Raw genomic sequence first — 26,766 nt, 5'->3', positions numbered from 1 at the left:
GATGCCCGGAGCCTCTCTCGTTTGTCTCGCCCGACGTCAGATGGCGATCTTGCCGCCGCCCTGTTTGGTGATCGCCACGACCGCCGGCCGCACCGGCATGTCCGGCTTGAAATCGGGCCAGCGGGTCGACGGGTCCTCGTAGTAGGAGGGCCGGCCGAACGCATCCCAGTCCTCGCCGCCGTCACCCGGATGCTGGACGGCGACGAAAGCGGTCTGGTCGTCCGGCGCGAACAGCGGGCCGCACATTTCGGCGCCGATCGGCACCCGGAAGAACAGTTTCGAGGTCGCCCGCGCCGATCCTTCCGTGTCCACCGCCCACAGGCCGTCGGTGCGGCCGGTGGCCTTCGGGCCCTGGCCGTCGGTGGCGACCCACAGGCGCCCGGCCGAATCGATCGCGCAATTGTCGGGCATGCCGAACCAGCCATGGGCCGTCGTCGCGGTGGAGAAGGTGGCGCCGACATCGGCCACCGCCGGATCGCCGCATTTCAGCAGCACTTCCCACTTGCCCTTCGTGGCGGCGAAATCGCCGCCGTCCTCGACGATCTCGATGATGTGGCCGAAGGCATTCCCGGCGCGCGGGTTGGCGGCGTCGACCTGATCGGCCTTGCGCTTGGAATTGTTGGTCAGCATGACATAGACCTTGCCGTTGCCGGCATTGGGCTGGATGTCTTCCGGCCGGTCCATCTTGGTGGCGCCAAGCAGGTCGGCGGCGCGACGCGTCTCGATCAGCACGTCGGCCTGGCCGGCAAAACCGTTTTCCGCCGTCAGCGGTCCCTGCCCGAACACGATCGGCATCCATTCGACCGAGCCGTCCTCGGCGAATTTGGCGACATGCAGCGTGCCGTCGTCGAGCAGGTCCTTGTTGGCCGCGCGGTCGCCGGCGTTGAACATGCCCTTGGTGACGAACTTGTAGACATAGTCGAAGCGCTCGTCGTCGCCGAGATAGAAGACGACGCGGCCGTCCTTGGCGACGATCGATTCTGCACCCTCATGCTTGAAACGGCCCATGGCAGTACGCTTGCGCGGTACCGAATTCGGGTCGTTGACATCGACCTCGACGATCCAGCCGAAGCGGTTGGGCTCGTTCGGCTCCTTGGCGAGGTTGAAGCGGTCATAATGCGCGCCCCATTCATAGGCGCCTTCCGGTATGCCGAGGCGCTTGTAGTTGGCGGCTTCCTTGTGGCCCTCCGGCAGCTCGCCGGAGAAATAGCCGTGGATGTTCTCCTCGGCCATAACATAGGTGCCCCAGGGCGTGACGCCGCCGGCGCAGTTGTTGATCGTGCCGAAGACTTTCGTTCCGGACGGATCGGCATTGGTCTTGACGCGGTCATGGCCGGCGACCGGGCCGGACAGCGCCATCTCGGTGTTGGAGGTGATGCGGCGGTTGAGCTTGCCGTCACGCACCACCTGCCATTTGCCGCCGTCCTTGCGGATCTCGACGATGGTGCCGCCATGGGCGGCCATCTCGACATCGACCTGCTCCTTCGAGAGCGGCGCCACCTCGGCCGACTTCTTGCCGTCCTTCTCGACGATCTTGACGATGCCCGGGAACATCAGATGCGGGTTGGTGTATTCGTGGTTCACGACCAGCAGGCCGTGTTCCGCCGAGCCGTCGATCGCGACATAGCCGACATAGTCGTTGTTATAGCCGAACTGCCTGGCCTGGGCTTGCGCCGACTGCCTGGTCGGGTCGAATTCCGGCGAATCGGCAAACAGCGGATCGCCCCAGCGCAACAACACGTCGGCGTCGTAGCCCGGCGCGACATGGTGCTTGTCGTCGATACCGGCCTCCAGCTCGTCGAATGTGAAGGCCGAGCCTTCCGCGGCGCGAGCATCGTCGGCGGCGATCATCGCCAGCGGGCTGACGGTGGCGGCGATCGCCGAGACGGCAAGCGAGCCCTTGAGGAAGCCACGGCGCGAGAACCGCGCGGCGATAATCTCGCCCATCGTGCGGTTTTCGCTGGGATTGTTGGCTGGGCCTTCGTTTTCCTCGAGCAGGCTGGTGCGGAATCGGGCATCAGTGGAGCGATGTTCGGTCATGGGAGCCTCTGGCTGGATTTGGCTGGATTTTGTTGCCTGTTCGACCGCCTTACAGTCGACCGATCACATTTTCGTGACATCGTATGCGCGCTGCCGCTCCCTCACGATACCGGTTTTCACGCCGGGGCCTTGGGACTTTAGTCCAATCTTGCGCCTGCAAAGGTCCTGGGGGACGAACGCAACGGTCGGAGGCTGCTTTCGGTCACCACGTCTTTCGGCGATGTTGGTTGCACTGCAACGTTGGGGTGAGCGCGCCGGCTCAATCGACGGAGATCAGTATGCACGGATCGATTACGGCCCGTTGTTGTCGCCTGGCTCTGAGATCGGCGGCGCTTCTGGCGCTGACCGTCGCTCCCTATGGAATTGCCTTCCATGGATTCGTGCCTGGAATCGATGCCGCGACCGCACATGCCAAGGGTGGCGGAGACGGTGGCAATGGTGGCGGCAACGGCGGCAACGGCGGCAATGGTGGCAACGGTGGTGGCAGCGGGAATAGTGGGAATAGCGGGAACAGTAACGGGAATAGCGGCGGCGGGAACAACGGAAATGGCAAGGGCCAGCGCGACAAGAGCAGCGACAAGAGCAGCCATGTCAACGCCACCACCGGCGACGAGGTCGACGTGGACGGCAACAAGATTACAGTTCAGCACCCGGACGGTATGACGGAAAACATCGAGAACGGCCGTTTCAGGATGAAGGATGCGCTCGGCCGCACCATCATCGACCGCCCGGCCACACCGGCCGATGTCAGCCGTCTCAAGGCGCTGTGAATTTCGGCCCTGTGAATTCGGCCTTATGAATTTCGGCCTTGTGAAGCTGGTCAACAGGCAACGACCAGTTTCACACGTCACCTCCGCCGCCCCCCGGCGGAGGTGACCTCCTTTGCGTGGCGTTCCAAATGCCCCGAGGGCTTATTCCAGGAAAAAACGGTTTTCCCGCGAAAAGCGCGCAGCGCTTTCTCCTGGCGGAATTACGCAGACGCCGAACCGCTCTATGAGCGGTCCGTCTCGCGGTCGCGAAACTCGCGCATCATGAGGGCTGCTTCCGTGCGGTTTCGCACGCTGAGTTTCGACAGCACCCCCGTCATGTGGTGCTTCACGGTCTTCTCCTGCAGTTCCAGGCGCAAGGCAACTTCCTTGTTGCTCAGTCCCTCCGCCACCAGCCGCAGGATTTCGGTCTGCCGGCCGGTGAGTTGCCGCAGCCGGTCCGCCACGCCGTTGGCAGGCTGCAGGGACTGCACATCGGAAAGCAGCCGGGCCGACAACATCGGCGAAAGATAGCTTTCGCCGGCCGCCACGTTGCGCAGGATATCGGCAAGCGAGCGCGACCCAACGCCTTTGAGGACATAGCCGCGCACGCCAGCATTCAGGGCCTTGGTGACATCGCCATTGGCCTCTGAAACGGTCAATAGGACGATCTTCTGGGCGGGATGGTCGGCAAGGATGCTTGCAACCGCGGCCAGGCCGCCGCCCGGCATCGAAATATCGAGCAGCAATATGTCGGGCTGCATGGTCGAGACGATGCGTTCCGCGTCCTGCGCGGTCGCACCTTCTCCGGCTATCTCGAAGCCTCCGATCTCCGACAGGCTGCGGGTCACGCCTTCGCGGAACAGCGGATGGTCGTCGACAATGGCGATGCGAATGGCGTCCATTATGCTTGCTCCTCGACTGAAAGACGGATCACCAGCTTTGTGCCTTTCGGCCCGGTCAGGGTTTCGAACTGTCCGCCGATGCTTTCAACGCGCTCCCTGAGGCCGGCCAGCCCCAACCCCTCGGCCCGCGCCGGATCGAAGCCCGGCCCGCCATCCGACACCTCAACGAAAAGCCTGCCGTTTTTCATTCCTGCATGCACCGCCTGATCCTTGCCCCGCCCGTGGCGGTAGGCATTGTTCAGCCCCTCCTGCACGAAGCGATAGATGCTGATCTTCTCAGAAGCGCCGGGTTCGGGCAAATGTCCGGGCAGGGTGAGCCTCACCGACGTGCCCGTCCGGTGCTCATGTTCCTCGACGGCCAGCCGCAACACGTCCGCGGCCGCGGCCGTTTCTATCTGCGGCAGCACCAGGCCTGTGCAGATGCCGCGTATTTCGCGCATCGCGTCCTCCAGCGTCTTGCGGATCATGGCGACCTCGGTCGAGCGGCCTTCGCTGCCATGGCCGTCGCCGGTGAACACCGGACTGTCCATGCGCAGCGCCGCCAGGGCCACGAGCTGGGCCGGGCCGTCATGCAGGTCGGCGCCGATCCGGCGCAGGTATCTTTCGTTGAGTGCGGTGGCGCGGCGGGACGCCCGCTGCACGCGTTGCCGCAAGGCGCTGTTCTGCGTCACCAGCCCTTGCAGCTCCGACACCTGGCGGCGCAGCGCCCCGCGCTGGTCGTCGATGGTGCGGCTGGCGCGCAGGACGATGCTCGACAGAAGCAGGAATGCCGTCAAGGTGGTGCCGGCCACCACCAGCCAGCTCGACAGCAGGGCGGAAGCCAGGGTGGCTTTGAAATCGCTGGCGATCTCGTAGAATTCGGTGACGGCGACCACGTCGCCGGACCAGGGTTCGCGCACGGGATTGTAGATCTCGAGCAACGGCACGCCCGCGGCCCGCTCCTTCTCTTCGTTCTCGTCGAACGTATCGAACTGGGCAACGACACTGCCCTGGAAGGCGGAACGCAGATTTTTGTTCAGGTCGAAGCGGCGGCCGATCAAATCCGCGTCCTTCGCGTAGAGCACCGTGCCGTCGCGACGCCAGAGCCTGAACGATGCCAGGCGTTTGCCGAGAGCGCCCTGGCCGAGCGTCTCGTCGAGCGCCTGTTTGACGGATGCGCTAAGCTCCTCGCTCTTGCGCAGGTCGGGCAGTAGCGGCGCAATCACGCTGTCGACATAAAGGGCCGTCGTGGCAGCCGAATTGCGAGTGATGCCGTCCCGGATCTGCGTCGTCACCCAGGTCCCTACGACCAGCATGACGACCAGAAGCCCAAAGCCGCCGGCAACGACGAATTGCAGGGCAAGGGAAAGCTCGCTCCAGCGCCGCGCCAAGTTCTGAAGAATACGAATCATGGTCCCCTGACCGCCCTTCTATCGACATGCCGGGCGATTCCAGCACATTGAGCTTCAGTCTCGCCGTTGCCAAGACCTTCGTTGGAAACGACGTCGCTTGACGTCCCGACGCGCTTCGGAAACATGGTCCGCGACATCAGGCGAAAGCCGCTTCGAGGGGGACGGACGTTGAGTTTTTCGGGACTGCTGCAGCTTGGCCTTTCGACGGTGATCTTCCTGCTGGCGGCGACCGCCGCCAAGCAATGGGGCCTGGCACCGAGCCTGGGCAAGATCCTGCTGACGCTCGCGCTCTATTCGCTGGGCAATCTGATCATGCTGCGGCTGATCCGCGAGTTCGGCATGTCGGTGTCTTTCAGCCTCTCGGCGGTGATCCAGCTGGTCTCGGTCAACGTCGTGGCGCTGGTGTTCTTCGGCGAGCGCGTCAACGCGCTGCAGGCCGCCGGCATCGCGCTGGCGATCGCCGCCGTGGCGCTGATCACCCTTGGACCCTATCTGCAAGGGCGGTTGTAACGGTGCCGATGAAGAACGCTGCGAAAGCTATGCTCAACCGGGTCGAATTCCCGGTGCTGCTGGCCGGCCTGGTCATCGCCGGTGGGCTGTGGGCGTTCGAGGAATTGATGGAGGTGGCACGGGCCACCACGCCGCACGCCTTCGATACCGAAATCCTGCTTGCCTTCCGCCAGCCGGGCCAGCCCGGCGTTCCCATCGGCTCGCCATGGCTGGAAGGGGCGATGCGCGACATCACCAGCCTTGGCAGTACCAGCGTGCTGGTGCTGATCACCACGGCGATGATCATCTATCTGCTGTTGATCCGCCGCCCGGCGACGGCGCTTCTCATCTTCGTTGCGGTAGCGGGCGGCCAAGTGCTGTCGAGCCTGCTGAAAGTCGGCGTCGACCGGCCACGCCCGGAACTGGTTTCGCATCTGGTCAACGAGACCTCGCTTTCCTTCCCGAGCGGCCATGCCATGCTGTCGGCGGTGACCTATCTCACGCTCGGTTCGCTCGCGGCGCGCTTCCTGCCGGGCCGGACGACAAAGGTCTATATCTTGTTCCTGGCGGTTCTGACGACGGTGCTGGTCGGCGTCAGCCGTATCTATCTCGGCGTCCACTGGCCGTCGGACGTGCTGGCGGGCTGGTGCGCCGGCTTCGCCTGGGCGATGCTATGCTGGTTGGTGGCGAGGCTTCTGCAACGGCGCCAGGCGGTGAGCGACGACGCCTGACCTCGCTGTCAGATCAATCTGTTGATGAGGTGCCCACCACAGCCCGCCAGCGCCAAAACCATCGACAGCAAGCACGCCGATGTCATCAAAGTCTTGAAAATGGTCAACCGCGTCTACCCCTGTCCCGGATGCACGCCACCCTAGCTTGAAATTCTCGCGCAGTATCGAAGAAAATTGGCAATCAGGCGACAACGATTATGTCTAACGCATTTACAATGATGCTTGAAACATCACAATGATGGTATTACACATTATCTCCGCAGACTCAGACATGGGTTCCGGCCGATGATCACTGCCGCGCAAATGCGTGCCGCAAGGGCGTTGGCCGGCATCGACCAGAAGACGCTCGCCGAGCGCGCCGGCGTCTCGCTTCCGACCATCCAGCGCATGGAAGCGAGCGACGGCGTGGTCAGGGGCGTGGTCGATACGCTGATGAAGGTCATCCAGGCTCTCGATGGTGCCGGGGTGGAACTGATCGGCGAGAACCAGCCCAGCGAGCGCGGCGGCAGGGGCGTGCGTCTCAAGCCCGCCGTGCCGCCGGATCCCTAGGCTGAGCCGGCATAAGTCGCGACGGCGACCGCCGACAGTCCTGCCGACGATCCCGCCGCCTTTGCAGGTGCGGAAGGCAGCCCATGGATCAAGCGCGTCAGGCAGTGCATCAACCGGCCCATCAGCCGGTGAAGCCGACATTTTCCGAATTGTTCACGCCGAAGCTGGCGACAGTCTGGCGGGAGGGCTACCACCTGCCGCAATTCAAGGCCGACTTCATGTCCGGCCTGACCGTCGCCATCGTCGCGCTGCCGCTGTCGATGGCAATCGCGATCGCGTCGGGCGTGACGCCGGAACGCGGCCTCTACACCTCCATCGTCGGCGGCTTCATCATCTCGGCCTTGGGCGGCAGCCGCTTCCAGATCGGCGGCCCGGCCGGCGCCTTCATCGTGCTGGTGGCGGCAACGGTCGCGCGGGTCGGCGTCGATGGCCTGCTGCTGGCGACGATGATGGCGGGCTTCTTCCTGCTTGCGATCGGGTACCTCCGCCTCGGCACCTACATCAAATTCATTCCCTATCCGGTGACCGTCGGCTTCACCGCCGGCATTGCCGTCATCATCTTCTCCGGCCAGATCGTCGAACTGTTCGGGCTGACCCTGCCGGGCAGGGAACCCGGACCGTTCGTGCCCAAGTTGATCGCGCTTGGCGAAGCGGCCGGCACGATCAACCCCGCCGCGATCTTGGTGGCGGTGCTGACCATCGCAACCATCGTTTTCCTGAAGCGCTGGCGGCCGAAATGGCCTTCCATGCTGATCGCCATCGGGCTAGCCTCGCTCGTCGTGGCGCTGTTTGCGCTGCCGGCCGAGACGATCGGCACGCGCTACGGCGGCATCCCGCGCAGCCTGCAATGGCCTGGCCTGCCACCGGTCAGCTTCGGCAGGATGCTCGACGTCTTGCCGGACGCGATCGCCTTCGCGCTGCTCGGCGCCATCGAATCGCTGCTGTCGGCCGTTGTCGCCGACGGCATGACTGGCCGGCGGCACCGCTCGAATTGCGAGCTGGTGGCGCAAGGCTTCGCCAACATCGCGTCCGCCCTGTTCGGCGGCATCTGCGCCACCGGCACCATCGCCCGCACCGCCACCAACGTGCGGGCCGGCGCGCACGGCCCGGTTTCGGGCATCGTCCATTCGGCCATCCTGCTGGTGCTGATGCTGGTGGCGGCGCCGTTAGCCAGCTACATCCCGCTCTCGGCCCTTGCCGGCGTGCTGGCGGTGGTCTGCTGGAACATGTTCGAGAAACAGGCCTTCGGCACGCTGCTCAGGGCGTCGCGCGGCGATGCGCTGGTGCTGCTGGCGACCTTCCTGATCGTCGTCTTCCGCGATTTGACCGAAGGCATCGTCGTCGGCTTCGCGCTCGGCTCGATCCTGTTCATCGACCGCATGGCGAAGTCCGTCGCCGTCGAGGCGGATCTGGCGCAGGACGATGTCGCCGACAGCGTCGACGGCGCCCGTGCCTATGATTCCAGCGAGGCCGCCGACGCCGACACCGTCGTCTACCGCATCTCGGGCGCCTTCTTCTTCGGCGCCGCCTCCACCGTCGGCAGCGTGCTCGACCGCATCGCCGACCAGCGCCGCAACTTCATCCTCGACTGTTCGGCCGTGCCGCTTTTTGATTCGACGGCGGCCAATGTCATCGAAAGCGCGGCCCGCAAGGCGAGGCGCGCTGGCGTGCGCTTCATCATTTCGGGCGCCTCGCCGCGGATACGGCGCATGCTGATCAACCACGGCGTCAAGCGGCCGCTGGTGACCTATGCCGCTTCGATCCGCGACGCTCGGGCGCAGCTGGCGGGAAAACAAGAGGTGGAGCAGCCGTCCCTCACCGGTTGAGCGATGCCGGGCCGCTGACGAACGGGCTTCCCACGAGATAAAATCGCAGCAGGCGCTCCGAGTCCTTCGAAATGCCGATCCTGATGCTCTGCCCGATCGCGCCGGTTTCAGTGCCATCCCGAGCGAGCCATAGCGGGCCTTCCCGGCAAAGGTCGAGCCCGTCGAGCGATCGATCGATCCGCAATGCCGCGGCCAGCCGTCCCGGCCCGCGCGCCAGGTCGCGCAGGCGCTCGACGCCACGGTTCAGCCGCATGATCGCGATGCCTTCCAGCGGCTCCAGCGCCCGGATCAGCACGCCGGTCCCGGTGCCTTGCGTGTCGCTGGAAACGTTCAGCATGAACGAGATGCCATAGGCGAGATAGACATAGGCGTGCCCGCGCTCGAGAAACAGCGACCGGTTGCGCGGCGTCATTCCCCGAAAGCCATGCCCGGCGGCATCGCCGACGACATAGGCCTCGGTCTCGACGATGCGGCCGCTGACCCTGCCTTCAGGCAAGTCACGCACCACCAGCTTGCCGATGAGATAGCGGGCGAGGGCGGCCGTATCGTCGGGCAGTTCTTCTCGCGCGAGGGGCGGATGATCGTCGCTGTGGCTCACGATATCCGCTCGACCCATTGCGCGCGCGAAGGTCCGGGTTCGAACGGATCGCCGAAATACTGGGTCTCGCGGGCCACCTTGCCGTCGAGGAACTCCATGATGCTGACGGTATAGGATGGCCGGCCGTCATAGGTCAGGACATATTCGGTGACCCAGAGGTCACCGGTGCCGGTGATGCGGCGCACGGTGAAGCGCTTGCGGTTCGGCTGCGCGGCGCGCGATGACTTGATCTTGCGCCGCCCATTTATGCGCTCGCCCGATTGCGGATAGTCGAGCACCGCATCCTCCCGGTAGATCTGGTGCTCCATCTCGAAGTCGCTGGCGTCGGAGGCGGCCCAGTGGCGATCCAGGGCCGCTCTGATCTCCCGGTCGTCCATGGCAAACCTCCTTGACCATCGCCGTGTGAACCGTCCTACCACGGTCCATCCACGGCTGTCAGCGAAGGTCGCGCGGATCGGCGTCGGGACGCCGGCTCTCAGTCGAGCTTCAGCGCCGCCACTTCGCCCTCGTTCATCAGCGGCACATAGAGGATCGACTTGCCGTCGGTACCGATGTCGGCGCTGCCGGGCTTGAACCGCGCCACCGCTTCCGGCGTGCCGCCGGTCCTGTATCGGTAGAGCGGCCGGTCATGTAGGCGGTGGCATAGATGGTGTCGCCAATGACGACGACGCCGTCGAGATCGGCGAACCTTTGGGCGCCCGCCAACGGCGTCACCGCCTTGCTGGCGAGGTCGACCGCCAGCAGCCCGCCCGGCTCGGCGGTGCTGAAGTCGGCCTTGACGCCCTTACCCCATGAGGCGACGATCAGCCTGGTGCCATCGGCGAAGACGCCGTTGGGCGAAGCGAGCAACGCATCCTTCACGAACAGCTCCGGCCTGTCGCCATCGATGCGATAGATCGTGTCGGCCAGCATGTCGGTGACATAGACCTTGCCGGACTGGTCCGATGTCATGTCGTTCAGGAAGACCGCCTTCGGCACGGCGATGCTTGCGATGAGCTTGCCGCTGGCGAGGTCGACGACACGGACCTTGGTGATGTCGGCGACATAGAGCTTGCCGCCCGATATCGCCATGCCCTTGGGCGCGTCCATACCGTCGGTCCAGTGTTGCGTTACGATCTCGCCGTCGAGGGACAGCACGCTGAGATAGCCGTTGCCGTCGGCGTCGCCCGGATTGCCGACGATGTTGGAAACGATGATGCGGTTATTGGCGGCGTCGAACAGCGCCGATTCCGGCTGCTCGAGGCCCCTTGCGCACCAGAGCTCGCCGGCCTGGGCGGGAGCCGCGATGCCGATGGCGGCGATGAAGGCTGAGGTGATGAGGCGTTTCATGTCCGGTCTCCTGTGATGACGGCGGAGACCTATGGTTTTCGATACTTTTCGGGAAGAGCGATTGGCTCTAGTATCGAATATCGATACGAAACTGCCGGAATGAGGTGCATGCCATGAACGGCCCGATCTTCGAGGCGCTGAAACGGACACTGAAGGCGAAGGGGGTCACCTATCGCGAGCTTGGCGAGCGGATGGGCGTTTCCGAGCCGACGGTGAAGCGCATCTTCCACGAGAAGAACTGCAAGCTCGACCGGCTGGTGGAGATCTGCGCCGCCGCCGGCGTCGAGCTGGAAAACGTGCTCGGCTCGATGAACCGGGGGCCGGGGCCGGTCAACCACATCGCGCCGGAGATCGAGCGCAGGCTCGCCGGCCGGCCGGCGCTGCTCTTCGTCTTCGTCATGCTGTCGGAAAAGTTCACGCCGCAAGGCGTCATACGCTCGCAGGGACTGAGCGAGGCCTCGATGTTCCTCTATCTGCGCGACCTCGAGGAACTCGGCCTGATCGCGCTCGGTCGTGGCCTGTCGGCGAAATTGCTGGTCGAAACGCCCATCCAGTGGAATTTCGAGGGGCCGCTCAGGCCGCTGTTCGAGATGACCAACAAGAATTTCATCGGCTGGGCGATCACCCATCTCGAGCGGGAGGCGACCTTCGTCAGCTTCTCCAGGCGGATGCGGCCGGAGACGGCGGAGATGGTGCGCCGCGAGGCGGAGGAGCTTGCCGACCGCGCGAAACTGCTGGCCCATCACGACCAGCACACCACGCCCGAGAACGGACTGGTCGGCTACAAATGGACGTTTGCCTTTGGCGCGACGCCGTTCGAGGCGATCATGCCGATTGGCCCACACCCGCGCGACGCCGGCGCGCGGATGAAGGATCAGGCGTCCGAGGCAAAAAGGCGACCGCCGCTACCCGCTTAGCGCAATGGCGATCGGCGAAGTCTTCCGCCGTCAACCGGCCGCGGCGGCCAGATCGTCGGCGGGCGAGGCGCCGGCGAGATCGTCGCGGGCCTTGCGGGCAAGCCTCTTCGTCGAGCGCTTCGGGCTGTCGCCGAACAGTTCGGCCGCGTCGGCAAGGCACGCCTTCCTCAGGCTCTTTTCCGAGCGCTTGAGCAGCTTGCCGATAAGTTTCGTGTCCTCGGGCGGCCCAAGCGGCTCGCTGTCCGCCTCGAGCAGCGCGCGCATGACGAACACGTCATGCAGTTCGCCGAGCTGCTCGCCCAGTTCATCGACAGCCTTGCGCCGCGCCTTGATCGGGGTCGGCCACAGCCTGCCCAGCAGCGACAGGTGCATGCCATGCGTCTTGGCCGCCTTGCGCAGGTCGTGGAAATCGTCGGCCTTGCCGTGGGCGCCGGCCTTGTCGAGCGCCTTCCTGGCACGGCGCAAGGTGACGCGGGCGCCCTCGGCGAGCACGTCTGCGGCCTGTTCCGGCTGGTCGGGCAAGGCAAGGGCTTCGATGCGCTTCATGCCGTCTTCGCACGCAGCGGTCGCCGCGCCGATCGCCGCCTGCAGCCCGGCGCCTTCGTGCAAATCATGCTGGCGCGCGATCAGCCTGTCGCGCACGGCATCGAGCCCGCCATCGGCGCTCTCCTTCGCGAAACGCGCCGCCAGCCGGTCGATGGTCTCGATCAGCGCCGTCGCCTCACGCGGGCCGGCTAGCAGCGCCGCCACGTTGCGGTAGCACTGATTCTCGGTCGCGCAGAATGTTTCGTCTCCGGAACGAACGAGGCGCAGCAAGGCACGCGCGCTCTTCAGCCGCTTGCGGCACTTGTGCAGGCCCTGTTCCGGCCGGGCGCGTGCCGCATCCAAATGCAACAGGGCCTTGCCGATCTCCTCGGCAAGGATGCGTCTGACCTCGCCGGTCAGCGGCATGCGCGGGTCTATGCGAAAGCTCATGCGGCGATCTCCGGTATCCCTCCGAGGGCGAGCGACGCGTTGTAGAACTTCTGATCGCCGGTGACTTCATGGCCGAGCCAGTCCGGCAGCATTTCATCCGGAACGTCTTGCGGAGTCTCGAGTTCGGCCACCACAAGTCCCGCCAGTGCACCGCCAAAGACATCGACTTCATAGAGATAGCCGCGATGCCTAACATGGTGACGTGTCTTCTCGATGACACGTCCGATGGCGAAGTCCAGCATCTCCACTGCCTCCGCGAGCGGGATCGGATATTCGAATTCGTCGCGCTCGCGCGCGCTGCTGCCGAATTTGAGCGTCAGCTTGGCCGAGGCTCCGTCACTGATGCGGATGCGGACGGTTCGTCCGGGTGCCATGGCGAGATAGAACTGGAGAATGCGGATATCCGCTTCCACCAGATCCCGCCATGCTGTGCTGGAGACCAGGAACTTACGCTCGACTTCCTTGCCCATGGCCGCGCACTAAAGCGTTTGCCGCGCGCGATGGCAAGACGGAGCGCGCGGAAGTTGACTTTAATCAATCGATTGATTAAAGCCTTCGACATGATCAAATCGCCAGATGCCAAGACGCCCCGCCGCGAGACATCCCCGGCAGAGCTGACGCGCTCCGCGCTCGTCCGGGCGGCGCTGAAACTGTTCGGGCGGCAAGGCTTCGACGGCACCTCGACGCGCGAGATCGCGGCCGAGGCGGGGGCCAATATCGGCTCGATCGCCTATCATTTCGGCGGCAAGGAAGGTCTTCGCGCAGCTGCCGCCGACTTTATCGTCGAGACCATTCAGGCCGTCGCCGGTCAGGCGCTCAATGAACAGGCCGCGACGGCTGGCGATCCGGAGGCGGCGCGCGCGCAGCTCTTCGCGGCCCTGGAACGGATGGTCGGCTTTGTCGTTGCCAGTCCGCAGGCCGGAGAGATCGTGCAGTTCGTGCTGCGCGAGCTGTCGTATCCGACGGCGGCGCTCGACCGCATCTATGAAGGCGTCTTCGATCCGGCGCATCGTCGTTTATGTCTGCTCTGGGAGCAGGCCACCGGCGAGCCGGCCGAGAGCGAACGGACCCGGCTCACCGTGTTCACGTTGATCGGCCAGGTCATCTATTTCCGCATCGGCCGCGAGGCGGTGATGCGCCGCATGGGCTGGCACGAAATCGGTGCCGCCGAGGCCGCCAAGGTGGTGGCGGTCACCACGGACAACCTCGGCGCCATACTGGCCGCCCGAAAGAGGCAGGGATGAAGGGATCAAGACAATGAGCATTTTGTGTTCGCTGCCGCTCGCTGCCCAACTGTTCGCTGCCTGCGCCCCGGCGGCACCGCTCGCCGTCGGCTATGTCGAGGGCGATTATGTGCTCCTGGCGCCGATCGAAGTGGCGCAGGTCGAGACGGTGACCGTGAAGCGCGGCGATCGCGTCACGCCGGGAGCCACCGTGGTGACACTCGAAAATGCCGACGCCAAGATCGCGGTGGCGCAAGCGCAGGCGGCCCTTGCACAGGCGCAGGCGCAGTTTGCCGACCTCCAGGTCGGCAAACGGCCGGAAGAGATCGCCGTGCTGAAGGCCGAGGTCGACATGGCCAAGGCACAGGCCGCCGACGCCAAGCGAAAAAACGACCGCGCCTCCGATCTGTTCAAGCGCGGTACCGGCACCCAAGCGGACTATGACACCGCCTCGGCGACGCTGGAAACCGCCAATGCCCAGGTTGGCCAGGCCGAGGCCAATCTCGCCGTCGGCGGCCTGCCGGCGCGGCCCGAGACGATCAAGGCCGCCGACAACCAGGTCAAGCAGGCGCAGGCGGAACTGGAACAGGCGCGATGGCGCCTGTCCAAGCGCACGCTCGCAGCCCCTTCGCCCGGCCGCGTTAACGACGTCATCCGCAATCCCGGCGACACGGCGGGCCCGACCGCGCCTGTCATCTCGGTGCTTCCCGACGGCGCGGTGAAGCTCAGCGTCTATGTTCCGGAAAGCGCGTTCTCCTCGGTCAAGGTCGGCAGCCTGCTCAGCGTCCGTTGCGACGGCTGCGGCCCGGACGTGAAGGCGCGCGTCAGTTACGTTTCGCCCGATCCCGAATTCACCCCGCCGGTGATCTATTCGCTCGAGAACCGGCAGAAGCTGGTCTACCTCGTCGAGGCGCGGCCGGAGGGCGATGCGGGGCCGCTTCAGCCCGGCCAGATCGTCGATGTCGATCTCGCGGATATGGGAAAATGAACGCCATCGACGTTCACGGCCTGGTCAAGCGCTTCGGCGACAAGACCGTCGTCGATCATGTGACGATGTCGGTCGCCGAGGGCGAGATCGTCGGCTTCCTCGGCCCCAACGGCTCGGGCAAGACCACCACCATCCGCATCATGTGCGGCCTGCTGACGCCGGACGAGGGCGAAGGCACGGTGCTGGGCTTCAACATCCGCACCGATGCGCTCAGGATCAAGCGTGAAGTCGGCTACATGACGCAGAAATTCTCGTTCTACGAGGATCTGACGATCGGCGAGAACCTGGAATTCGTGGCGCGGCTCTACCGGCTGAAGCCGGTCGAGGAATATGTCTCGCGCACGCTGGAGGATCTCGGCCTGGCGACGCGCCGCAACCAGCTGGCCGGCACCTTGTCCGGCGGCTGGAAGCAGCGTCTGGCGCTGGCCGCCTGTATCATGCACAAGCCGAAACTGCTTCTGCTCGACGAGCCGACGGCCGGCGTCGACCCGAAGGCGCGGCGCGAGTTCTGGGACGAGATCCATCGCCTGGCCAGCGGCGGGCTCACCGTGCTGGTTTCCACTCATTACATGGACGAGGCCGAGCGCTGCCACCGCATCAGCTACATCTCCTACGGCAAGATGCTAGCCACCGGTACCGTCGCCGAGGTGGTGAAGAACGCGGGCCTGACCACTTTCGTGCTGCAGGGTCCGCGGCTCGACGAGGTGGCGCAAACGCTGCAAGGCCGTCCCGGCGTCGACCAGGTGGCACCGTTCGGCGCGACGCTGCATGTCGTCGGTTCCGACCGCAAGAAGCTTGAGGCTGCCCTTGCCGATGTTGAGAGAGAGCACAAAGGGGTGACCATGAAACCCGGCGAAACCAGCCTGGAGGACGTCTTCATTCAGTTCATGTCGGGATCGAAGGACAATATGGCATGAACAACGTCTTTTCCTTCGCCAGGCTCGGCGCCCTGCTGATCAAGGAGTTCATCCAGATGCGGCGCGACCGCATCACCTTCGCCATGATGCTGGGCGTGCCGCTGATACAGCTCGTCCTGTTCGGCTACGCCATCAACAACGACCCGAAAAGCCTGCCGGCGGCGCTGGTGGCGACCAGCAGCGATCCCTACACCCGCGCCATGGTCTCGGCGTTGCAGACCACCGGCTACTACCGCTTCGACAATGTCGCGCAAAGCGCTGACGAGGCCGAGTTCCTGATGGCGCGCGGCGACGTCGCCTTCGTCGTCACCATCCCCGCCGATTTCGCCCGGCGCGTCGAGCGCGGTGACAAGCCGCAGATCCTGATCGAGGCCGACGCCACCGATCCGGCGGTCGCCAGCGGCGCGATATCGACGCTCGGCACCATCGCCGGCCAGGCGCTGCTGAGAGCGCAGGGCATGCAGGAAGCCGCCGCCGAGGCCGCCAGGGGCCAACTCGATGTCGTCGTGCACCGGCGCTACAATCCCGAAGGCATCTCGCAATACAACATCGTGCCCGGCCTGCTCGGCGTCATCCTGCAGATGACCATGGTGATGATGACCTCGATCGCGCTGACGCGCGAGACCGAGCGTGGCACGATGGAGAATCTCCTGGCGATGCCATCGAGCCCGCTGGAGATCATGATGGGCAAGGTGCTGCCCTATCTGGCGGTCGGCGCGGTGCAGGTGGTGGTGGTGCTGGCGGCGTCGAAGCTTCTGTTCGCCATCCCCTTCACCGGCTCGATGACGCTGCTTTTGTCGGCGGTGCTGGTGTTCGTGCTGTCCCTGGTGCTGCTCGGCTACACGATCTCGACGATCGCGCGCACGCAGATGCAGGCGCTTCAGCTCACCTTCTTCTTCTTCCTGCCCTCAATCATGCTGTCGGGCTTCATGTTTCCCTATCGCGGCATGCCGGGCTGGGCGCAGACCTTCGGCGAGATTTTTCCGCTGACGCATTTCCTGCGCATCACCCGCGCGGTGATGTTGAAGAGCGCCCAGCTGCCGGCGGTGGCGACCGAGATCGGCTGGCTGGCGGCGTTCGTGGCGCTGTTCGCCGGCGTGGCGCTGGTACGGTTCAGGCGCACGTTGGACTAAAGTTTCGAGCGCCCTCTCACATCATCGCTCAGCCGCCGCACGATCTCGGTCGTCCTGCGAATATCCGGTTCGCTGAGCGCGACGCCCATGGTGGTTGCGATCGAAAGGAGCTGGGTGTTGAGTTCGCGGTAGCGCGCGTCGCCTATGGGCGTCAGCTGCACGAGCTTGGAGCGCCGGTGCTTCGGATTGTGGACGAATTTGACGAGCCCCTCGGCCGCAAGCTCATCCGCCAGCCGCTGCATCCGCTGGCGGCTGGTGGGTCTCATCTGAGCGATCTGCGGCACGGTCAGGGGACCAAGCAGCGCGAGACTTCGCATGAAGCCGAACGCACCGCCGCCCCAGCTGGTGATGAGCCCCGTCTTCTGACCCAGGGCCCGTATTCTGAAGAAGCACTGGGCCACTTCGAGCATCAGCTCGGCGATTGCCTCGCCCTTGCTGTCGACGATTGGTCCGATCCCGTCCTTCGGCATGCCTCGGTCCTGTGTCGTGCCGCTGCCATGCGCATCCATTCCGCTGACCTCGCCTGTTTCCTGATTGACACGCCGATTGTCAAGTATAGAATGACACCTTAGTTGTCATTTTGAAGGCGACCTCCCCTACGTAGCCTCCAGGATCTGCAGGAGCAGCCACGGGTATGGACACAGATGGGCAACAAGTGGCCGCGACAGCAGGCGTCGCTGGGCGACCGATCCTTTTCTTTCCTGCCGCTGTTCTGGTCGGTCTCACCTTGGATCGGGTGCTGCCTTTGCCGTTCCCGGTGCCGGGGATCGACCTGGTCCACCGGATCATCGGCGGGTCGCTGATCCTGATAGGTTTGGCGCTTTTTGCCGCGGGGGTCCGCCGCTTCTCCAGCGCTGCGACGCCTTTGCCCACGAACCAGCCCGCCCGCGTGCTCGTGACGACAGGCATTTACCGCTGGACCCGCAATCCCATCTATCTTGGGTTTTTTCTCATGTACGGCGGCATCGGCGTCGCGACACAAAGCTCGTGGGTTCTGATCCTAACACTGCCGCTTGTGTTCATGGTCCGCTATGGCGTCGTCGCGCGCGAGGAGGCTTACCTGGAAAGGCGGTTCGGCGACATCTATCGGGGCTACAAGGCCCGCGTGCGCCGCTGGCTGTGACAGTTGGACAAGAGCGCCGGCCTGCAGCGCCGGCGCCATTTGCGGCAGCCAACTGATTTGGCTTTGACCCTAGAGTGCCGCGCGTCCAATTGGCCAGCGCATGATCCCGCAGATCAATTGCAACCTTTATGCGGCCCCCATGATTTCCGCATAGGTGCCGAAATCGACATTGCCGCCGGACAGCATCACGGCAACGCATTTGCCGGACAGTTCGATCTCGCCCGATGACAGCGCCGCGAGCGCAACGCAGCCGCCGGGCTCGACCACCAGCTTGAGATGGGCCATGGCGTCGCGCATCGCCTGAGCCGTCGCCTTGTCGGAAACCGCGATGGCGCCGGCGAGGTTGCGGCGGTTGATTTCGAAGGTGATGACGCCCGGCTCGGCGGTCAGGATGGCGTCGCAGATTGAACTGTGGCCCGGCTCGTTCGAAACCCTGGCGCCCGCCGCCAGCGAGCGGCGAGTGTCGTCGAAATGCTCGGGTTCGACCGCCCAGATCGCGGTGCCGGGCGAGGCATCCTTGACCGCGACGGAAATGCCGCTGGTCAGGCCGCCGCCGCCACAGGGGATGACGACCGCGTCGAGCGATACACCGAGCGCCCGCGTCTGCTTCACCAGCTCCAGTCCGATCGTGCCCTGGCCGGCGATGATAGCCGGGTCGTCGAAGGGCGGCACCAACGCCATGCCCCTGTCGAGGTAAGGGCGAACCACCGTCATGCGGTCGTCGTTGAAACGGTCGAAGGGCACCACCTCGGCGCCCATCTTGCGGACATTGGCGATCTTCATGTCAGGTGCATCGGCTGGCATGGCGATGACCGCTTTGACGCCGAACATGGCGGCCGAAGCCGCCACGCCTTGCGCATGGTTGCCCGAGGAGAAAGCGACGACGCCACGGCTGCGTTCCGCCTCGCTCAGCGAGGACAGCTTGTTGTAGGCGCCGCGGAACTTGAACGAGCCGGTGCGCTGCAGTGTCTCCGGCTTGAACAGGATGCGGCCGCCGAAGCGCCTGTTCAGCTCCTGCGATTCGATCAGCGGTGTCTCGACGATCAGCCCCGAAAGGCGCGCGGCGGCGGCGTGGATATCGGCAATGCCGGGAGGGGTGGTCATGGCGGGTCCTGTGGTGATGCGATCCGGCCATGGTGCACGGAAAGGCTCGCGCGATGCCAACGAAAAGATGTGACCGGGACAATTCGCGATTGTGATCAAGATACAAATATAGCCCGCGTTGCGGCCGCCAGCGTATCGCAATTCACCCCAGCAACGTCCGCTGCCTTTTTGTCCCGCCCAGCTTGCGCCAGCTGTTGAACCGATGCGTGGCGGCGGCGAACGAAATCTTCATCTGCTGGGCCACCGAATAGCGCGACTTGCCTTCGTCGAACATGCGGTAGCAGCACTCGACGCCTTCCTCGGTCAGCTTGCCGTCCGGCGCCTTGTTGTGCGGATTGGCAGGGTCGAATTTCTCGACCTGCTGTTCGACAAGGCCTTTCAGGCGCTGCAGGTCGGCCTCGATGCTGGCGATGAGATCGAGGACCGGTTTCGGGTCATAGGCGTGCGGAGGCGTCTTTGCCGTCATCAGCTCGTTCCTTTTGATGGCTTGGTGCCATATATAGGTGAACATTCGGCAATAATGAAGGACGATGCCAAGGCCGGGCTTCAACTATTGTTGACCGCGGCCAAGCGCGCGATTGACCACCGGCGCCGTAAACCCTACTTTAGAACAATTCTAAACTAGGGTGATTTCCTCATGCTTTCCCGTGTTTTCGGCTTCGGCCGCCGCTCCTTCGAATCGCTCTCCGAACAAGAGATCCTGGCGCTGGCCATTTCATCGGAAGAAGATGATGGCCGCATCTACCGCGCCTACGCGGATGGACTGGCCGAGACTTTCCCGCAATCGGCCAAACTGTTCGAGGCGATGGCCAAGGAGGAGGACGGCCATCGCGACTCGCTGATCGAGCTCCATCGCAAGCGTTTCGGCGAGCGCATTCCGCTGATCCGCCGTGAACATGTGAAAGGCTATTATGAGCGCAAGCCCGACTGGCTGGTGCGGCCGCTCGGCATCGAGGCCGTGCGTACCCAGGCCGAGGCGATGGAGCGGCAAGCCTACCTGTTCTATGTCGAGGCGGCCAAGCGCACCACCGATGCCTCGACGCGAAAACTGCTCAACGACCTGGCCGCGGCCGAACAGGGCCATGAAAGCTCGGCGCATGCGCTGGAGCAGAAACATGTCCCGGGCGAAGTCAGGGTCGAGGAGGCGACCGCCGAGCAGCGCCAGTTCATTCTCACCTATGTGCAGCCGGGCCTGGCTGGGCTGATGGACGGATCGGTATCGACGCTGGCGCCGATCTTCGCCGCCGCCTTTGCCACGCATGACACGTGGCAGACGCTTCTGGTCGGTCTCGCCGCCTCGATCGGCGCTGGCATCTCGATGGGGTTCACCGAAGTGGCCTCCGACGACGGCAAACTGTCGGGCAGGGGCTCGCCGACCAAGCGCGGCCTGACCGTCGGCGTCATGACGACGCTGGGCGGCCTCGGCCACGCGCTGCCCTACCTCATCCCGCATTTCTGGACGGCGACCGGCGTTGCCGCCGTGGTGGTGTTCTTCGAATTGTGGGCGATCGCCTTCGTCCAGAACCGCTACATGCAGACCCCGTTCCTGCGCGCCGCCTTCCAGGTGGTTCTCGGCGGTGCCCTGGTGTTCGCGGCGGGTGTGCTGATCGGGAATGCGTAGAACGCCTCTTCCTTCCCCCCTTGTGGCGGAAGGTGGCCTCGCAGCGAGGTCGGATGAGGGGTGCTCCAGGGAAAGCCAGCGTCTCACTCCGCTGGAACACCCCTCGACCGTCTCGGCGCTGCGCGCCGATCCGCCGCCCTGGGCGAGTCACGGTCCTCGCCCGCCCTTCGGGCCTCACAAGGGAGAAGGGAAAAGGTCGCGCTAACCTCTCACCCATTCACCGCCCGGCTGTCCGCCGGCGCCTCGTCTCTTTCCGTCAGCCCATAATCCCGCACCACATGCGCGATCCGCAATCTATAGCCGGCAAAGATGCCGCCCCGCCCTGCCTTTTGTGCCTGTCGGTGTTCTTCGGTATTGCGCCAGGCCTTGACCGCCTCCTCGTCACGCCAGAACGACAGCGACAGGATCCGGTTCGGGTCGGCCAGGCTCTGGAAGCGCTCGATGGAGATGAACCCGTCGATGCCGTCGAGCAGCGGCCGCAGATCGGCGGCGATGCTCAGATAGACCTCGCGCCGGCCCTGCGCTGGCTGCACCTCGAAGATGACGGCGATCATTTCTTCACCAGCGCCGCATGCGGGCCGGAAGCCAGTTTCAGGAACATGCGGTCCTCCCTAAGGATGAAGCGTTCACGGCGGGCGAACTCGTAGTTTGCCTTGCCGGCGGGGTCGGCGGCAAGCCGGGCGCGATAGGCTTCGTAGGCGGCCAGATTCTCGATGTTGTAGGCGGCATAGGCCGTCGTGGCCGAGCCCTCATGCGGTGCGAAATAACCGATCAGATCGGCGCCGCAGCGCGGAATGGCCTGGCCCCAGTTGCGGGCATACTCCTCGAAGGCGGCCTTGCCGAACGGGTCGATCTCATAGCGGATAAAGCACGTGATGGTCATCTCGGTCTCTCCTTGAAGAGTGTTTTCGCGTCGATAATTCGAGCGGCGTCGAACCGTTGTATCGTCCGATCTGCTAGGCAAATGTCCTGACCTCAAGCCTGCCAGAAGGACTTCGCGCATTCGCGGCGCACATCTTCCCGTGTCAGGCCAAGGTCGCGCAGCAGATGGTCGTCGATCTCGCGGAGGTCGCGGCGCTGCAAATGGCGGTCATACCAGCGGGCCGGCAGCCGCGAGCGGACCCAGCTGATGAACGGGAACGATTGGCGGCGGGGCAACGGTGCGGGGGTGAAAGCGATTCGTGCGGCCATCGTCGTCTCCTTGATCTGGTCGGAGAATAATGTTTACCTGACAAGAATGCTTCGATGAGGATCAAACCATGCGTGAAGGACCCGATATTGCCCGCATCGCCAGCCTGGTCGGCGATCCGGCCCGCGCCAACATGCTGAACGCCCTGATGGGCGGCACGGCATTGACCGCGAGCGAACTGGCGCTGGAGGCCGGCGTGTCGCTGCCGACCGCCTCCTCGCACCTGTCCAAACTGATGGAGGGCGGGTTGCTGACCTTGGCCAGCCAGGGCCGGCATCGTTATTACGGGCTGGCCGGCCCGCAAGTGGCCGGCATGATCGAAGCCATCACCGGCGTGGCCGAAGCTGTTGGCCCCAAGCGCGTGCGGCCGGGTCCTCGCGACGGCGCGATGCGCATCGCGCGCGTCTGCTACGATCACCTTGCCGGCGAGCAGGCCGTTGCGATGCTGGATCGTCTTGTCGAGAAAAACATCCTGGTCCGCGACGACAAGGAGATCAGGCTCGGGCCCTCCGCCGCATCGCACTTCGCGGCGATAGGCATCGATGTCTACACCAAGCCGCGGCGGCCGGTGTGCCGCGCCTGCCTCGACTGGAGCGTGCGGCGCTCGCACCTCGCCGGGACGCTGGGCGCCGCCATCCTCGACAAGATCCTTGCCGAGAAATGGGCGCGCCGCGAGAAGGAAAGCCGGGCGGTGATTTTCTCGCTGCCCGGCAAGCAGGCGTTCGAGAGGGTGTTTCTGGCGTGATGGATTGCGGAGACCTCGGCGGGACAGCGCCCCCCTCCGGCAGGCCAGAGGGGGGGTGGTGCCCCACGGCGTCGAAAGTCGAGTTAGCCCCGCTTCAACACCTTGCCCTTCTTGAAGAAATCCACCCACGGATCGGCTTCCGAAAGCCGTTTCAGCGTCGTCTTGTCGCCGATCGGGAAGGCGTTTGGCGGCAAGCCGGCCTCGATCTCGGCCCAGGTCACCGGCATCGACACCGTCGCGCCCTTCTTGGCTCGCGACGAGTACGGTGCGACGGTGGTCGCGCCGCTGCCGTTGCGCAGATAGTCGACGAAGATCTTTCCCGTGCGCGCCTTCTTCGACAGCGTCGCCGTGTAGCGGTCCGGCGCGCCTTGCTCAAGCGCCCTGGCGAAATCATGGGCGAAGCCTTTGACCTCGGCCCAATCCGCCGACGGTTTCAGCGGCACGACGACATGAAAGCCCTTGCCGCCCGATGTCTTGACGAAATTGGGCAGCGACAGCTCATCGAGCTTGGCCCTGATGTCGAGCGCCGCCTCGCGCACCGCTTTCACATCGACGCCTTCGTCGGGGTCGAGATCGAAGACGATCTGGTCCGGCTGTTCAAGCTTGTCGATCGTGCAGCCCCAGATGTGGATCTCGACCACGCCGAGCTGGACCAGCGCTGCGATGCCGTCGAAATCGCGGATGAACAGGATTTCCTCGCCATCCGTGGGATCCCTGGTCTTCTCGATCTTCGCATGCATGCCGGCCGAGGCATGCTTCTGGAAGAAGCGCTGGCCGCCGACGCCATCCGGCGCCCTGACCAGGCTGAGCGGCCGCTCGACAACGAACTGCTTCATGCGCGGCCATACCAGCGCGTAATGATCGAGCAGGGCCCGCTTCGAGATCTTTTCGTCGGGCCACAGAAGCTTGTCCGGGTGGGACAGCTTCACAGTGGTTTTCGCCGCCGTTCCTGCCGTATTGGCGTTTGCCGCCGGCTTGGCCTTGGCCGGGCCCTTGCCTGTCGCCGCCTTATCTGTCGCTGGCTTCGGCTTTTCCTGCACGACTTCCTCCGCCGGCTTGTCCTCGCGCAGCCCCTGGAACGAAGCATGGCGTATTATACGGTCCGACGTCCAGCTGCGAAATTCCACTTCGCCGACCAGTTCCGGCTTGACCCAGACCAGGCCCTTGCCCTTCGGCACGGCCGCATCGAAGGGCGAGGCGTCTGTCTTGAGCGCATCGAGCTTCTTCTTCAGGTCGTTGGCGCCCTTCGTGGAGAAGCCGGTGCCGACACGGCCGGCATAGTGCAAGCTGCCGTCTTCGAAATAGCCGACCAGCAGCGAGCGCAGGCCGCGTCCGGTCTTGTCCGACGGCAGATAGCCGCCGATGACGAATTCCTGCCGTGCCGTGCATTTCGATTTGACCCATGTCGGACCGCGCCCGCTGCGGTAGGGCGCATCAGCGCGTTTCGAGACGACGCCTTCCAGCCCCATGCGACAGGCATGTTCCAGCATGATCTTGCCGGGTTCGGTAAAATGGTCGGAGAAGCGCACCGCCGCGTTGTCGGCCTGCTCGCCGAGCAGATCCTGCAAGGTGTGCTTGCGCTCGACCAGGGGTTCACGGCGCAAATCCTTGCCGTCGAGCCGCATCAGGTCGAAGACATAGTAGAGGAAGCGGTCTGTCCGCTTCGCCGACAGATCCTGCTGCAGCAGCGCGAAGGACGACACGCCGCTATCGGCCAGCACGACGGTCTCGCCGTCGATGATGGCATCGCTGCATTTCAGCCCAGCGAGCTCGGCCGCGATCTCGCCGCCGAATTTTTCCGTCCAGTCGAGGCCGGTGCGGGTCAAGAGCCGCACCTCGGTGCCGGCGATCTGCGCCTGCATGCGATAACCGTCGAACTTCACCTCATGCAGCCAGTCCTGGCCGGGCGGCGCGTCCCGCTCCAGCGTGGCGAGCTGCGGCTCAATGAAGTCGAGCTTCTTGCCGCCGGTTTTGGCCTTGCTGACGGCCGGCTTGTTTGAGTGCCAGACCTTCGGTTTCTCGCCCTTGGCCGCCTTGCCTTCGCCGACCTCCTCGATCGTCAGACCTGACTTCACCGACTTCGGCTCGTCCTTCAGAATGTCCTCGCCGGGGCGTGCGGCAGCATCGTCGGACTTGATCAGCAGCCAGTTGTCCCGTTTTTCGCCCGGGCGCGGACGCAGCCGCACCAGATGCCATTTGCCACGCAGCTTGTGGCCCTCGAGCTCGAAGTTGATGTGGCCCTTCGCCATCATCTTGGCCGGATCGCCCTCGGGCATCCAGGTGCCCTCGTCCCAGACGAGGACCGAGCCGCCGCCATACTCGCCCTTGGGGATAGTGCCTTCGAAACCGGCATAGTCGATGGGATGGTCCTCGACATGCACGGCCAGCCGCTTTTCGTGCGGGTCGAGGCTCGGACCGCGCGTCACCGCCCAGCTCCACAGCACGCCGTCATGCTCAAGGCGAAAATCGTAATGCAGCCTTGTAGCGGCATGCTTCTGGATGACGAAGATGCCGCCGTGCTTCTTCCCGCGCGCAACCTTGCCGGCCGGCTCGGCCGTCTTCTTGAAGTCCCGCTTCGAATGGTACTGTTCGAGGCTGCTGGCCATCTCGTATCCTCAGGCCGATTTGCGCTTCGGCGCGACGCTTTTCGCCTTGACGCGTTTGGCCGCCGGCTTGGCTTTCGCCGAGGATGGCTTCGTTGATCCTGAATCCGACGACAGGCTCTTCTTCAGCGCGTCGAACAGGTTGACGACATTGGAGGGTTTGGGCGCCGCCTTGGCTTTCGGCGCCTTGTGCCCCGCCTTCTTGGCGCGGATCAGTTCGAGCAGGGCTTCCTCATATTTGTCCTCGAATTTCGAGGGATCGAACTTCGTCTTCTTCTTGTCGATGATGAGCTCGGCAAGGTCGGTCATCTCCTGATCGGGCTTCACCGCCTCGATGTCGCCGAAGACGGTCTCTGGCTGGCGCACCGTATTGTCGTAGCGCAGCGTGGTCAGCACCATGCCCTTGCCGAGCGGCTCGATGACCACCGGACGCTCACGGCGGTAGAGGACGATGCGCGCCAGCCCGGCCATCTTCTTGCCCGCCATGGCGTCGCGGATGACGGCGAAGGCATCTTGCGAAACCTTGTCGGCCGGCGCGACATAGTAGGGCGTGTCGAGATAGATCTGCCGGATCGAGGATTTGTCGACGAAGCCGTCGAGGCTCATCGTGTGCGAGGTTTCGATCTGCACCGCCTCGATCTCGTCCTCCTCTATATGGACGAAATCGCCCTTGTCGATCTCGTACCCCTTGATCTCGTCGCCCTCCTCGATCGGCTTGCCGGTCTCGGCGTCGACATAGATACGCTTCACCGTGTTGCCGGTCTTGCGGTTCAGGATGTGGAACGAGACCTTATCGGCATGGGTGACGACATTGGTCAGTTCGATGGCGCAGGTGACCAGCGAGAGCTTCAGATAGCCTTTCCAGGCCGGGCGCGGCGCCATGATGATTTCCCTTGACAAAGATCAGCTGCAACGGACGACCACCCCGATGGGTTCCAACCGGCTGGAGCCGGCGCGGTTGCCGCCGGCCCCGGCTGTCAGCCCCTATTCGGCGGCTTGCAGGTTGATCTTGCTTTCCGCGATTTCGGTCAGCTTGCGATCCGTCGCCTGCTCTTCCCTAAGATTCTTGGCCAGCACATTGGCGCAGTCGCTGCGGCCGAGCTGCTTGGCCCAGGCGATCAGGGTGCCGTAGCGGGTCATCTCATAGTGCTCGACGGCCTGCGCGGAGGCGATCAGCGCGGCGTCGAGAACATCCTTGTCGTCGACATCGCCGTTGACGTCGTCGGCCTCCTCGAGAATGCCGTCGATGGCCGGGCAGTTCACCTGCTTGGCCTTTACGCCATGCAGCTCGAACACCTCTTCGACGCGTTCGATATGGCCCTTGGTTTGTTCGAGGTGTTTTTCGAAGCCGGCCTTCAACTGCGGATCGGTTGCCTTGCCGACCATCTTCGGCAGCGCCTTCTCGATCTGCTTCTCGGCATAGTAGATGTCGCGCAGCGTGTGCACGAAGAGATCGTCCAGCGTTTTGATGTCCTTCGAAAAGAAACCCATGATTTCAGCCTTTCCATTGCTCTTGCTTGTGTCGAGAGTTGCGGCTTGCCAGCGGCAATGCCTCTGAGCCGGCAATGCCGGTCCTATGATCCCAACGTCCGCTGCGCGGGGCGGTTCCGGGCCTACCGGCCAT

General features: G+C 64.4%; 30 protein-coding genes. 13 read left to right on the top strand and 17 right to left on the bottom strand.

What is annotated here, in order from left to right; all coding sequences use genetic code 11:
* Positions 1-36: 36 nt before the first annotated feature.
* Positions 37-2,040, bottom strand: coding sequence for a PhoX family phosphatase (locus FJ960_RS17920; RefSeq protein ID WP_140715726.1), 2,004 nt, complete (start codon positions 2,038-2,040; stop codon positions 37-39).
* A 278-nt stretch (positions 2,041-2,318) separates the two neighbouring features.
* Here FJ960_RS17920 and FJ960_RS17915 point away from each other — a divergent pair, with 278 nt between their 5' ends.
* On the top strand, positions 2,319-2,810 hold the full coding sequence (locus FJ960_RS17915; protein WP_140715724.1) for a hypothetical protein: 492 nt from the start codon (positions 2,319-2,321) through the stop codon (positions 2,808-2,810).
* Positions 2,811-3,031: 221 nt separating this feature from the next.
* On the opposite strand, the gene FJ960_RS17910 is transcribed toward FJ960_RS17915, so the two are convergent.
* The gene (locus FJ960_RS17910; protein WP_140715722.1) at positions 3,032-3,694 is read right to left on the bottom strand and encodes a response regulator transcription factor; all 663 of its coding nucleotides are present in this window, start codon (positions 3,692-3,694) and stop codon (positions 3,032-3,034) included.
* Positions 3,691-5,082, bottom strand: coding sequence for a sensor histidine kinase (locus FJ960_RS17905; RefSeq protein ID WP_140715720.1), 1,392 nt, complete (start codon positions 5,080-5,082; stop codon positions 3,691-3,693). The genes FJ960_RS17910 and FJ960_RS17905 overlap by 4 nt, the downstream gene beginning before the upstream one ends.
* A gap of 168 nt (positions 5,083-5,250) precedes the next feature.
* Here FJ960_RS17905 and FJ960_RS17900 point away from each other — a divergent pair, with 168 nt between their 5' ends.
* From FJ960_RS17900 to FJ960_RS17885, 4 genes are all read left to right on the top strand, one after another.
* The gene (locus tag FJ960_RS17900; RefSeq protein ID WP_027146446.1) at positions 5,251-5,592 is read left to right on the top strand and encodes a hypothetical protein; all 342 of its coding nucleotides are present in this window, start codon (positions 5,251-5,253) and stop codon (positions 5,590-5,592) included.
* An 8-nt stretch (positions 5,593-5,600) separates the two neighbouring features.
* The gene (locus FJ960_RS17895) at positions 5,601-6,302 is read left to right on the top strand and encodes a phosphatase PAP2 family protein (protein WP_140715718.1); all 702 of its coding nucleotides are present in this window, start codon (positions 5,601-5,603) and stop codon (positions 6,300-6,302) included.
* Positions 6,303-6,587: 285 nt separating this feature from the next.
* A complete protein-coding gene (locus FJ960_RS17890; RefSeq protein WP_140715716.1) occupies positions 6,588-6,851 on the top strand; it encodes a helix-turn-helix transcriptional regulator in 264 nt (87 codons plus the stop codon).
* A gap of 83 nt (positions 6,852-6,934) precedes the next feature.
* On the top strand, positions 6,935-8,677 hold the full coding sequence (locus FJ960_RS17885; RefSeq protein ID WP_140715714.1) for a SulP family inorganic anion transporter: 1,743 nt from the start codon (positions 6,935-6,937) through the stop codon (positions 8,675-8,677).
* Here FJ960_RS17885 and FJ960_RS17880 read toward each other — a convergent pair.
* From FJ960_RS17880 to FJ960_RS17870, 3 genes are all read right to left on the bottom strand, one after another.
* On the bottom strand, positions 8,667-9,293 hold the full coding sequence (locus FJ960_RS17880) for a DNA-3-methyladenine glycosylase (protein ID WP_140715712.1): 627 nt from the start codon (positions 9,291-9,293) through the stop codon (positions 8,667-8,669). The genes FJ960_RS17885 and FJ960_RS17880 overlap by 11 nt on opposite strands.
* A complete protein-coding gene (locus tag FJ960_RS17875) occupies positions 9,272-9,652 on the bottom strand; it encodes a nuclear transport factor 2 family protein (RefSeq protein WP_140507080.1) in 381 nt (126 codons plus the stop codon). The genes FJ960_RS17880 and FJ960_RS17875 overlap by 22 nt, the downstream gene beginning before the upstream one ends.
* 136 nt (positions 9,653-9,788) lie before the next feature.
* Positions 9,789-10,604 (bottom strand): ATP/GTP-binding protein, encoded by an 816-nt coding sequence (locus tag FJ960_RS17870; RefSeq protein WP_246672866.1) that lies wholly within the window; start codon positions 10,602-10,604, stop codon positions 9,789-9,791.
* 113 nt (positions 10,605-10,717) lie between these two features.
* Between FJ960_RS17870 and FJ960_RS17865 the strand changes: the two genes are divergently transcribed.
* Entirely contained in the window at positions 10,718-11,521 is an 804-nt protein-coding gene (locus FJ960_RS17865) for a helix-turn-helix transcriptional regulator (RefSeq protein ID WP_140715710.1), read from the top strand.
* Between the two features lie 30 nt (positions 11,522-11,551).
* Here the strand turns inward: FJ960_RS17865 and FJ960_RS17860 are convergent, their stop codons facing one another.
* Together FJ960_RS17860 and FJ960_RS17855 are read right to left on the bottom strand one after the other, a co-directional pair.
* The gene (locus FJ960_RS17860) at positions 11,552-12,496 is read right to left on the bottom strand and encodes a CHAD domain-containing protein (RefSeq protein WP_140715708.1); all 945 of its coding nucleotides are present in this window, start codon (positions 12,494-12,496) and stop codon (positions 11,552-11,554) included.
* A complete protein-coding gene (locus FJ960_RS17855; RefSeq protein WP_140507072.1) occupies positions 12,493-12,966 on the bottom strand; it encodes a CYTH domain-containing protein in 474 nt (157 codons plus the stop codon). Before FJ960_RS17855 ends, FJ960_RS17860 begins: the two co-directional genes overlap by 4 nt.
* 90 nt (positions 12,967-13,056) lie before the next feature.
* Here FJ960_RS17855 and FJ960_RS17850 point away from each other — a divergent pair, with 90 nt between their 5' ends.
* The 4 genes from FJ960_RS17850 to FJ960_RS17835 are packed head-to-tail and all read left to right on the top strand — an operon-like array spanning position 13,057 to position 16,757.
* A complete protein-coding gene (locus tag FJ960_RS17850) occupies positions 13,057-13,740 on the top strand; it encodes a CerR family C-terminal domain-containing protein (protein ID WP_140715800.1) in 684 nt (227 codons plus the stop codon).
* A 13-nt stretch (positions 13,741-13,753) separates the two neighbouring features.
* The gene (locus tag FJ960_RS17845; RefSeq protein WP_140715706.1) at positions 13,754-14,707 is read left to right on the top strand and encodes an HlyD family efflux transporter periplasmic adaptor subunit; all 954 of its coding nucleotides are present in this window, start codon (positions 13,754-13,756) and stop codon (positions 14,705-14,707) included.
* Positions 14,704-15,624 (top strand): ABC transporter ATP-binding protein, encoded by a 921-nt coding sequence (locus FJ960_RS17840; RefSeq protein WP_027146455.1) that lies wholly within the window; start codon positions 14,704-14,706, stop codon positions 15,622-15,624. The genes FJ960_RS17845 and FJ960_RS17840 overlap by 4 nt, the downstream gene beginning before the upstream one ends.
* Positions 15,621-16,757, top strand: a complete 1,137-nt coding sequence (locus FJ960_RS17835; protein WP_140507066.1) for an ABC transporter permease — start codon at positions 15,621-15,623, stop codon at positions 16,755-16,757. Before FJ960_RS17840 ends, FJ960_RS17835 begins: the two co-directional genes overlap by 4 nt.
* On the opposite strand, the gene FJ960_RS17830 is transcribed toward FJ960_RS17835, so the two are convergent.
* On the bottom strand, positions 16,754-17,227 hold the full coding sequence (locus tag FJ960_RS17830) for a MarR family transcriptional regulator (RefSeq protein ID WP_140715704.1): 474 nt from the start codon (positions 17,225-17,227) through the stop codon (positions 16,754-16,756). The two genes, FJ960_RS17835 and FJ960_RS17830, sit on opposite strands and share 4 nt — an antisense overlap.
* Before the next feature lie 164 nt (positions 17,228-17,391).
* Between FJ960_RS17830 and FJ960_RS17825 the strand changes: the two genes are divergently transcribed.
* A complete protein-coding gene (locus FJ960_RS17825) occupies positions 17,392-17,880 on the top strand; it encodes an isoprenylcysteine carboxylmethyltransferase family protein (RefSeq protein WP_140507062.1) in 489 nt (162 codons plus the stop codon).
* A gap of 126 nt (positions 17,881-18,006) precedes the next feature.
* Here the strand turns inward: FJ960_RS17825 and FJ960_RS17820 are convergent, their stop codons facing one another.
* Both FJ960_RS17820 and FJ960_RS17815 read right to left on the bottom strand, forming a co-directional pair.
* Positions 18,007-18,984: a threonine/serine dehydratase gene (locus tag FJ960_RS17820; RefSeq protein WP_140715702.1), complete on the bottom strand. Its 978-nt coding sequence runs from the start codon at positions 18,982-18,984 to the stop codon at positions 18,007-18,009.
* Positions 18,985-19,126: 142 nt separating this feature from the next.
* Positions 19,127-19,450 (bottom strand): hypothetical protein, encoded by a 324-nt coding sequence (locus FJ960_RS17815; protein WP_027146459.1) that lies wholly within the window; start codon positions 19,448-19,450, stop codon positions 19,127-19,129.
* A 171-nt stretch (positions 19,451-19,621) separates the two neighbouring features.
* Between FJ960_RS17815 and mbfA the strand changes: the two genes are divergently transcribed.
* Complete coding sequence (mbfA, locus tag FJ960_RS17810; RefSeq protein ID WP_140715700.1) at positions 19,622-20,605, top strand: iron exporter MbfA; 984 nt, start codon at positions 19,622-19,624, stop codon at positions 20,603-20,605.
* Between the two features lie 209 nt (positions 20,606-20,814).
* Here mbfA and FJ960_RS17805 read toward each other — a convergent pair whose 3' ends face one another.
* The 3 genes from FJ960_RS17805 to FJ960_RS17795 all read right to left on the bottom strand — a co-directional run bounded on the left by FJ960_RS17805 (position 20,815) and on the right by FJ960_RS17795 (position 21,796).
* Positions 20,815-21,159 carry an antibiotic biosynthesis monooxygenase gene (locus tag FJ960_RS17805; protein WP_140715698.1) on the bottom strand — a complete coding sequence of 115 codons (345 nt, stop codon included), beginning with the start codon at positions 21,157-21,159 and terminating at the stop codon, positions 20,815-20,817.
* Positions 21,156-21,488, bottom strand: a complete 333-nt coding sequence (locus FJ960_RS17800; protein WP_140715696.1) for an NIPSNAP family protein — start codon at positions 21,486-21,488, stop codon at positions 21,156-21,158. The genes FJ960_RS17805 and FJ960_RS17800 overlap by 4 nt, the downstream gene beginning before the upstream one ends.
* Positions 21,489-21,580: 92 nt before the next feature.
* Positions 21,581-21,796: a DUF1127 domain-containing protein gene (locus FJ960_RS17795; protein WP_140715693.1), complete on the bottom strand. Its 216-nt coding sequence runs from the start codon at positions 21,794-21,796 to the stop codon at positions 21,581-21,583.
* A 68-nt stretch (positions 21,797-21,864) separates the two neighbouring features.
* Between FJ960_RS17795 and FJ960_RS17790 the strand changes: the two genes are divergently transcribed.
* Positions 21,865-22,539: a winged helix-turn-helix domain-containing protein gene (locus FJ960_RS17790; protein WP_140715691.1), complete on the top strand. Its 675-nt coding sequence runs from the start codon at positions 21,865-21,867 to the stop codon at positions 22,537-22,539.
* A gap of 83 nt (positions 22,540-22,622) precedes the next feature.
* On the opposite strand, the gene ligD is transcribed toward FJ960_RS17790, so the two are convergent.
* From ligD to FJ960_RS17775, 3 genes are all read right to left on the bottom strand, one after another.
* The gene (ligD, locus tag FJ960_RS17785; RefSeq protein WP_140715689.1) at positions 22,623-25,145 is read right to left on the bottom strand and encodes a DNA ligase D; all 2,523 of its coding nucleotides are present in this window, start codon (positions 25,143-25,145) and stop codon (positions 22,623-22,625) included.
* A 9-nt stretch (positions 25,146-25,154) separates the two neighbouring features.
* Positions 25,155-26,024, bottom strand: coding sequence for a Ku protein (locus tag FJ960_RS17780; protein WP_140507046.1), 870 nt, complete (start codon positions 26,022-26,024; stop codon positions 25,155-25,157).
* Positions 26,025-26,126: 102 nt separating this feature from the next.
* Positions 26,127-26,633: a ferritin-like domain-containing protein gene (locus tag FJ960_RS17775; protein ID WP_140715687.1), complete on the bottom strand. Its 507-nt coding sequence runs from the start codon at positions 26,631-26,633 to the stop codon at positions 26,127-26,129.
* Between the last annotated feature and the right edge of the window lie 133 nt (positions 26,634-26,766).

Source organism: Mesorhizobium sp. B2-3-11 (assembly GCF_006442215.1).
Lineage (GTDB): Bacteria > Pseudomonadota > Alphaproteobacteria > Rhizobiales > Rhizobiaceae > Mesorhizobium > Mesorhizobium salmacidum.
This window is presented reverse-complemented; position numbering and strand designations above follow the sequence as displayed.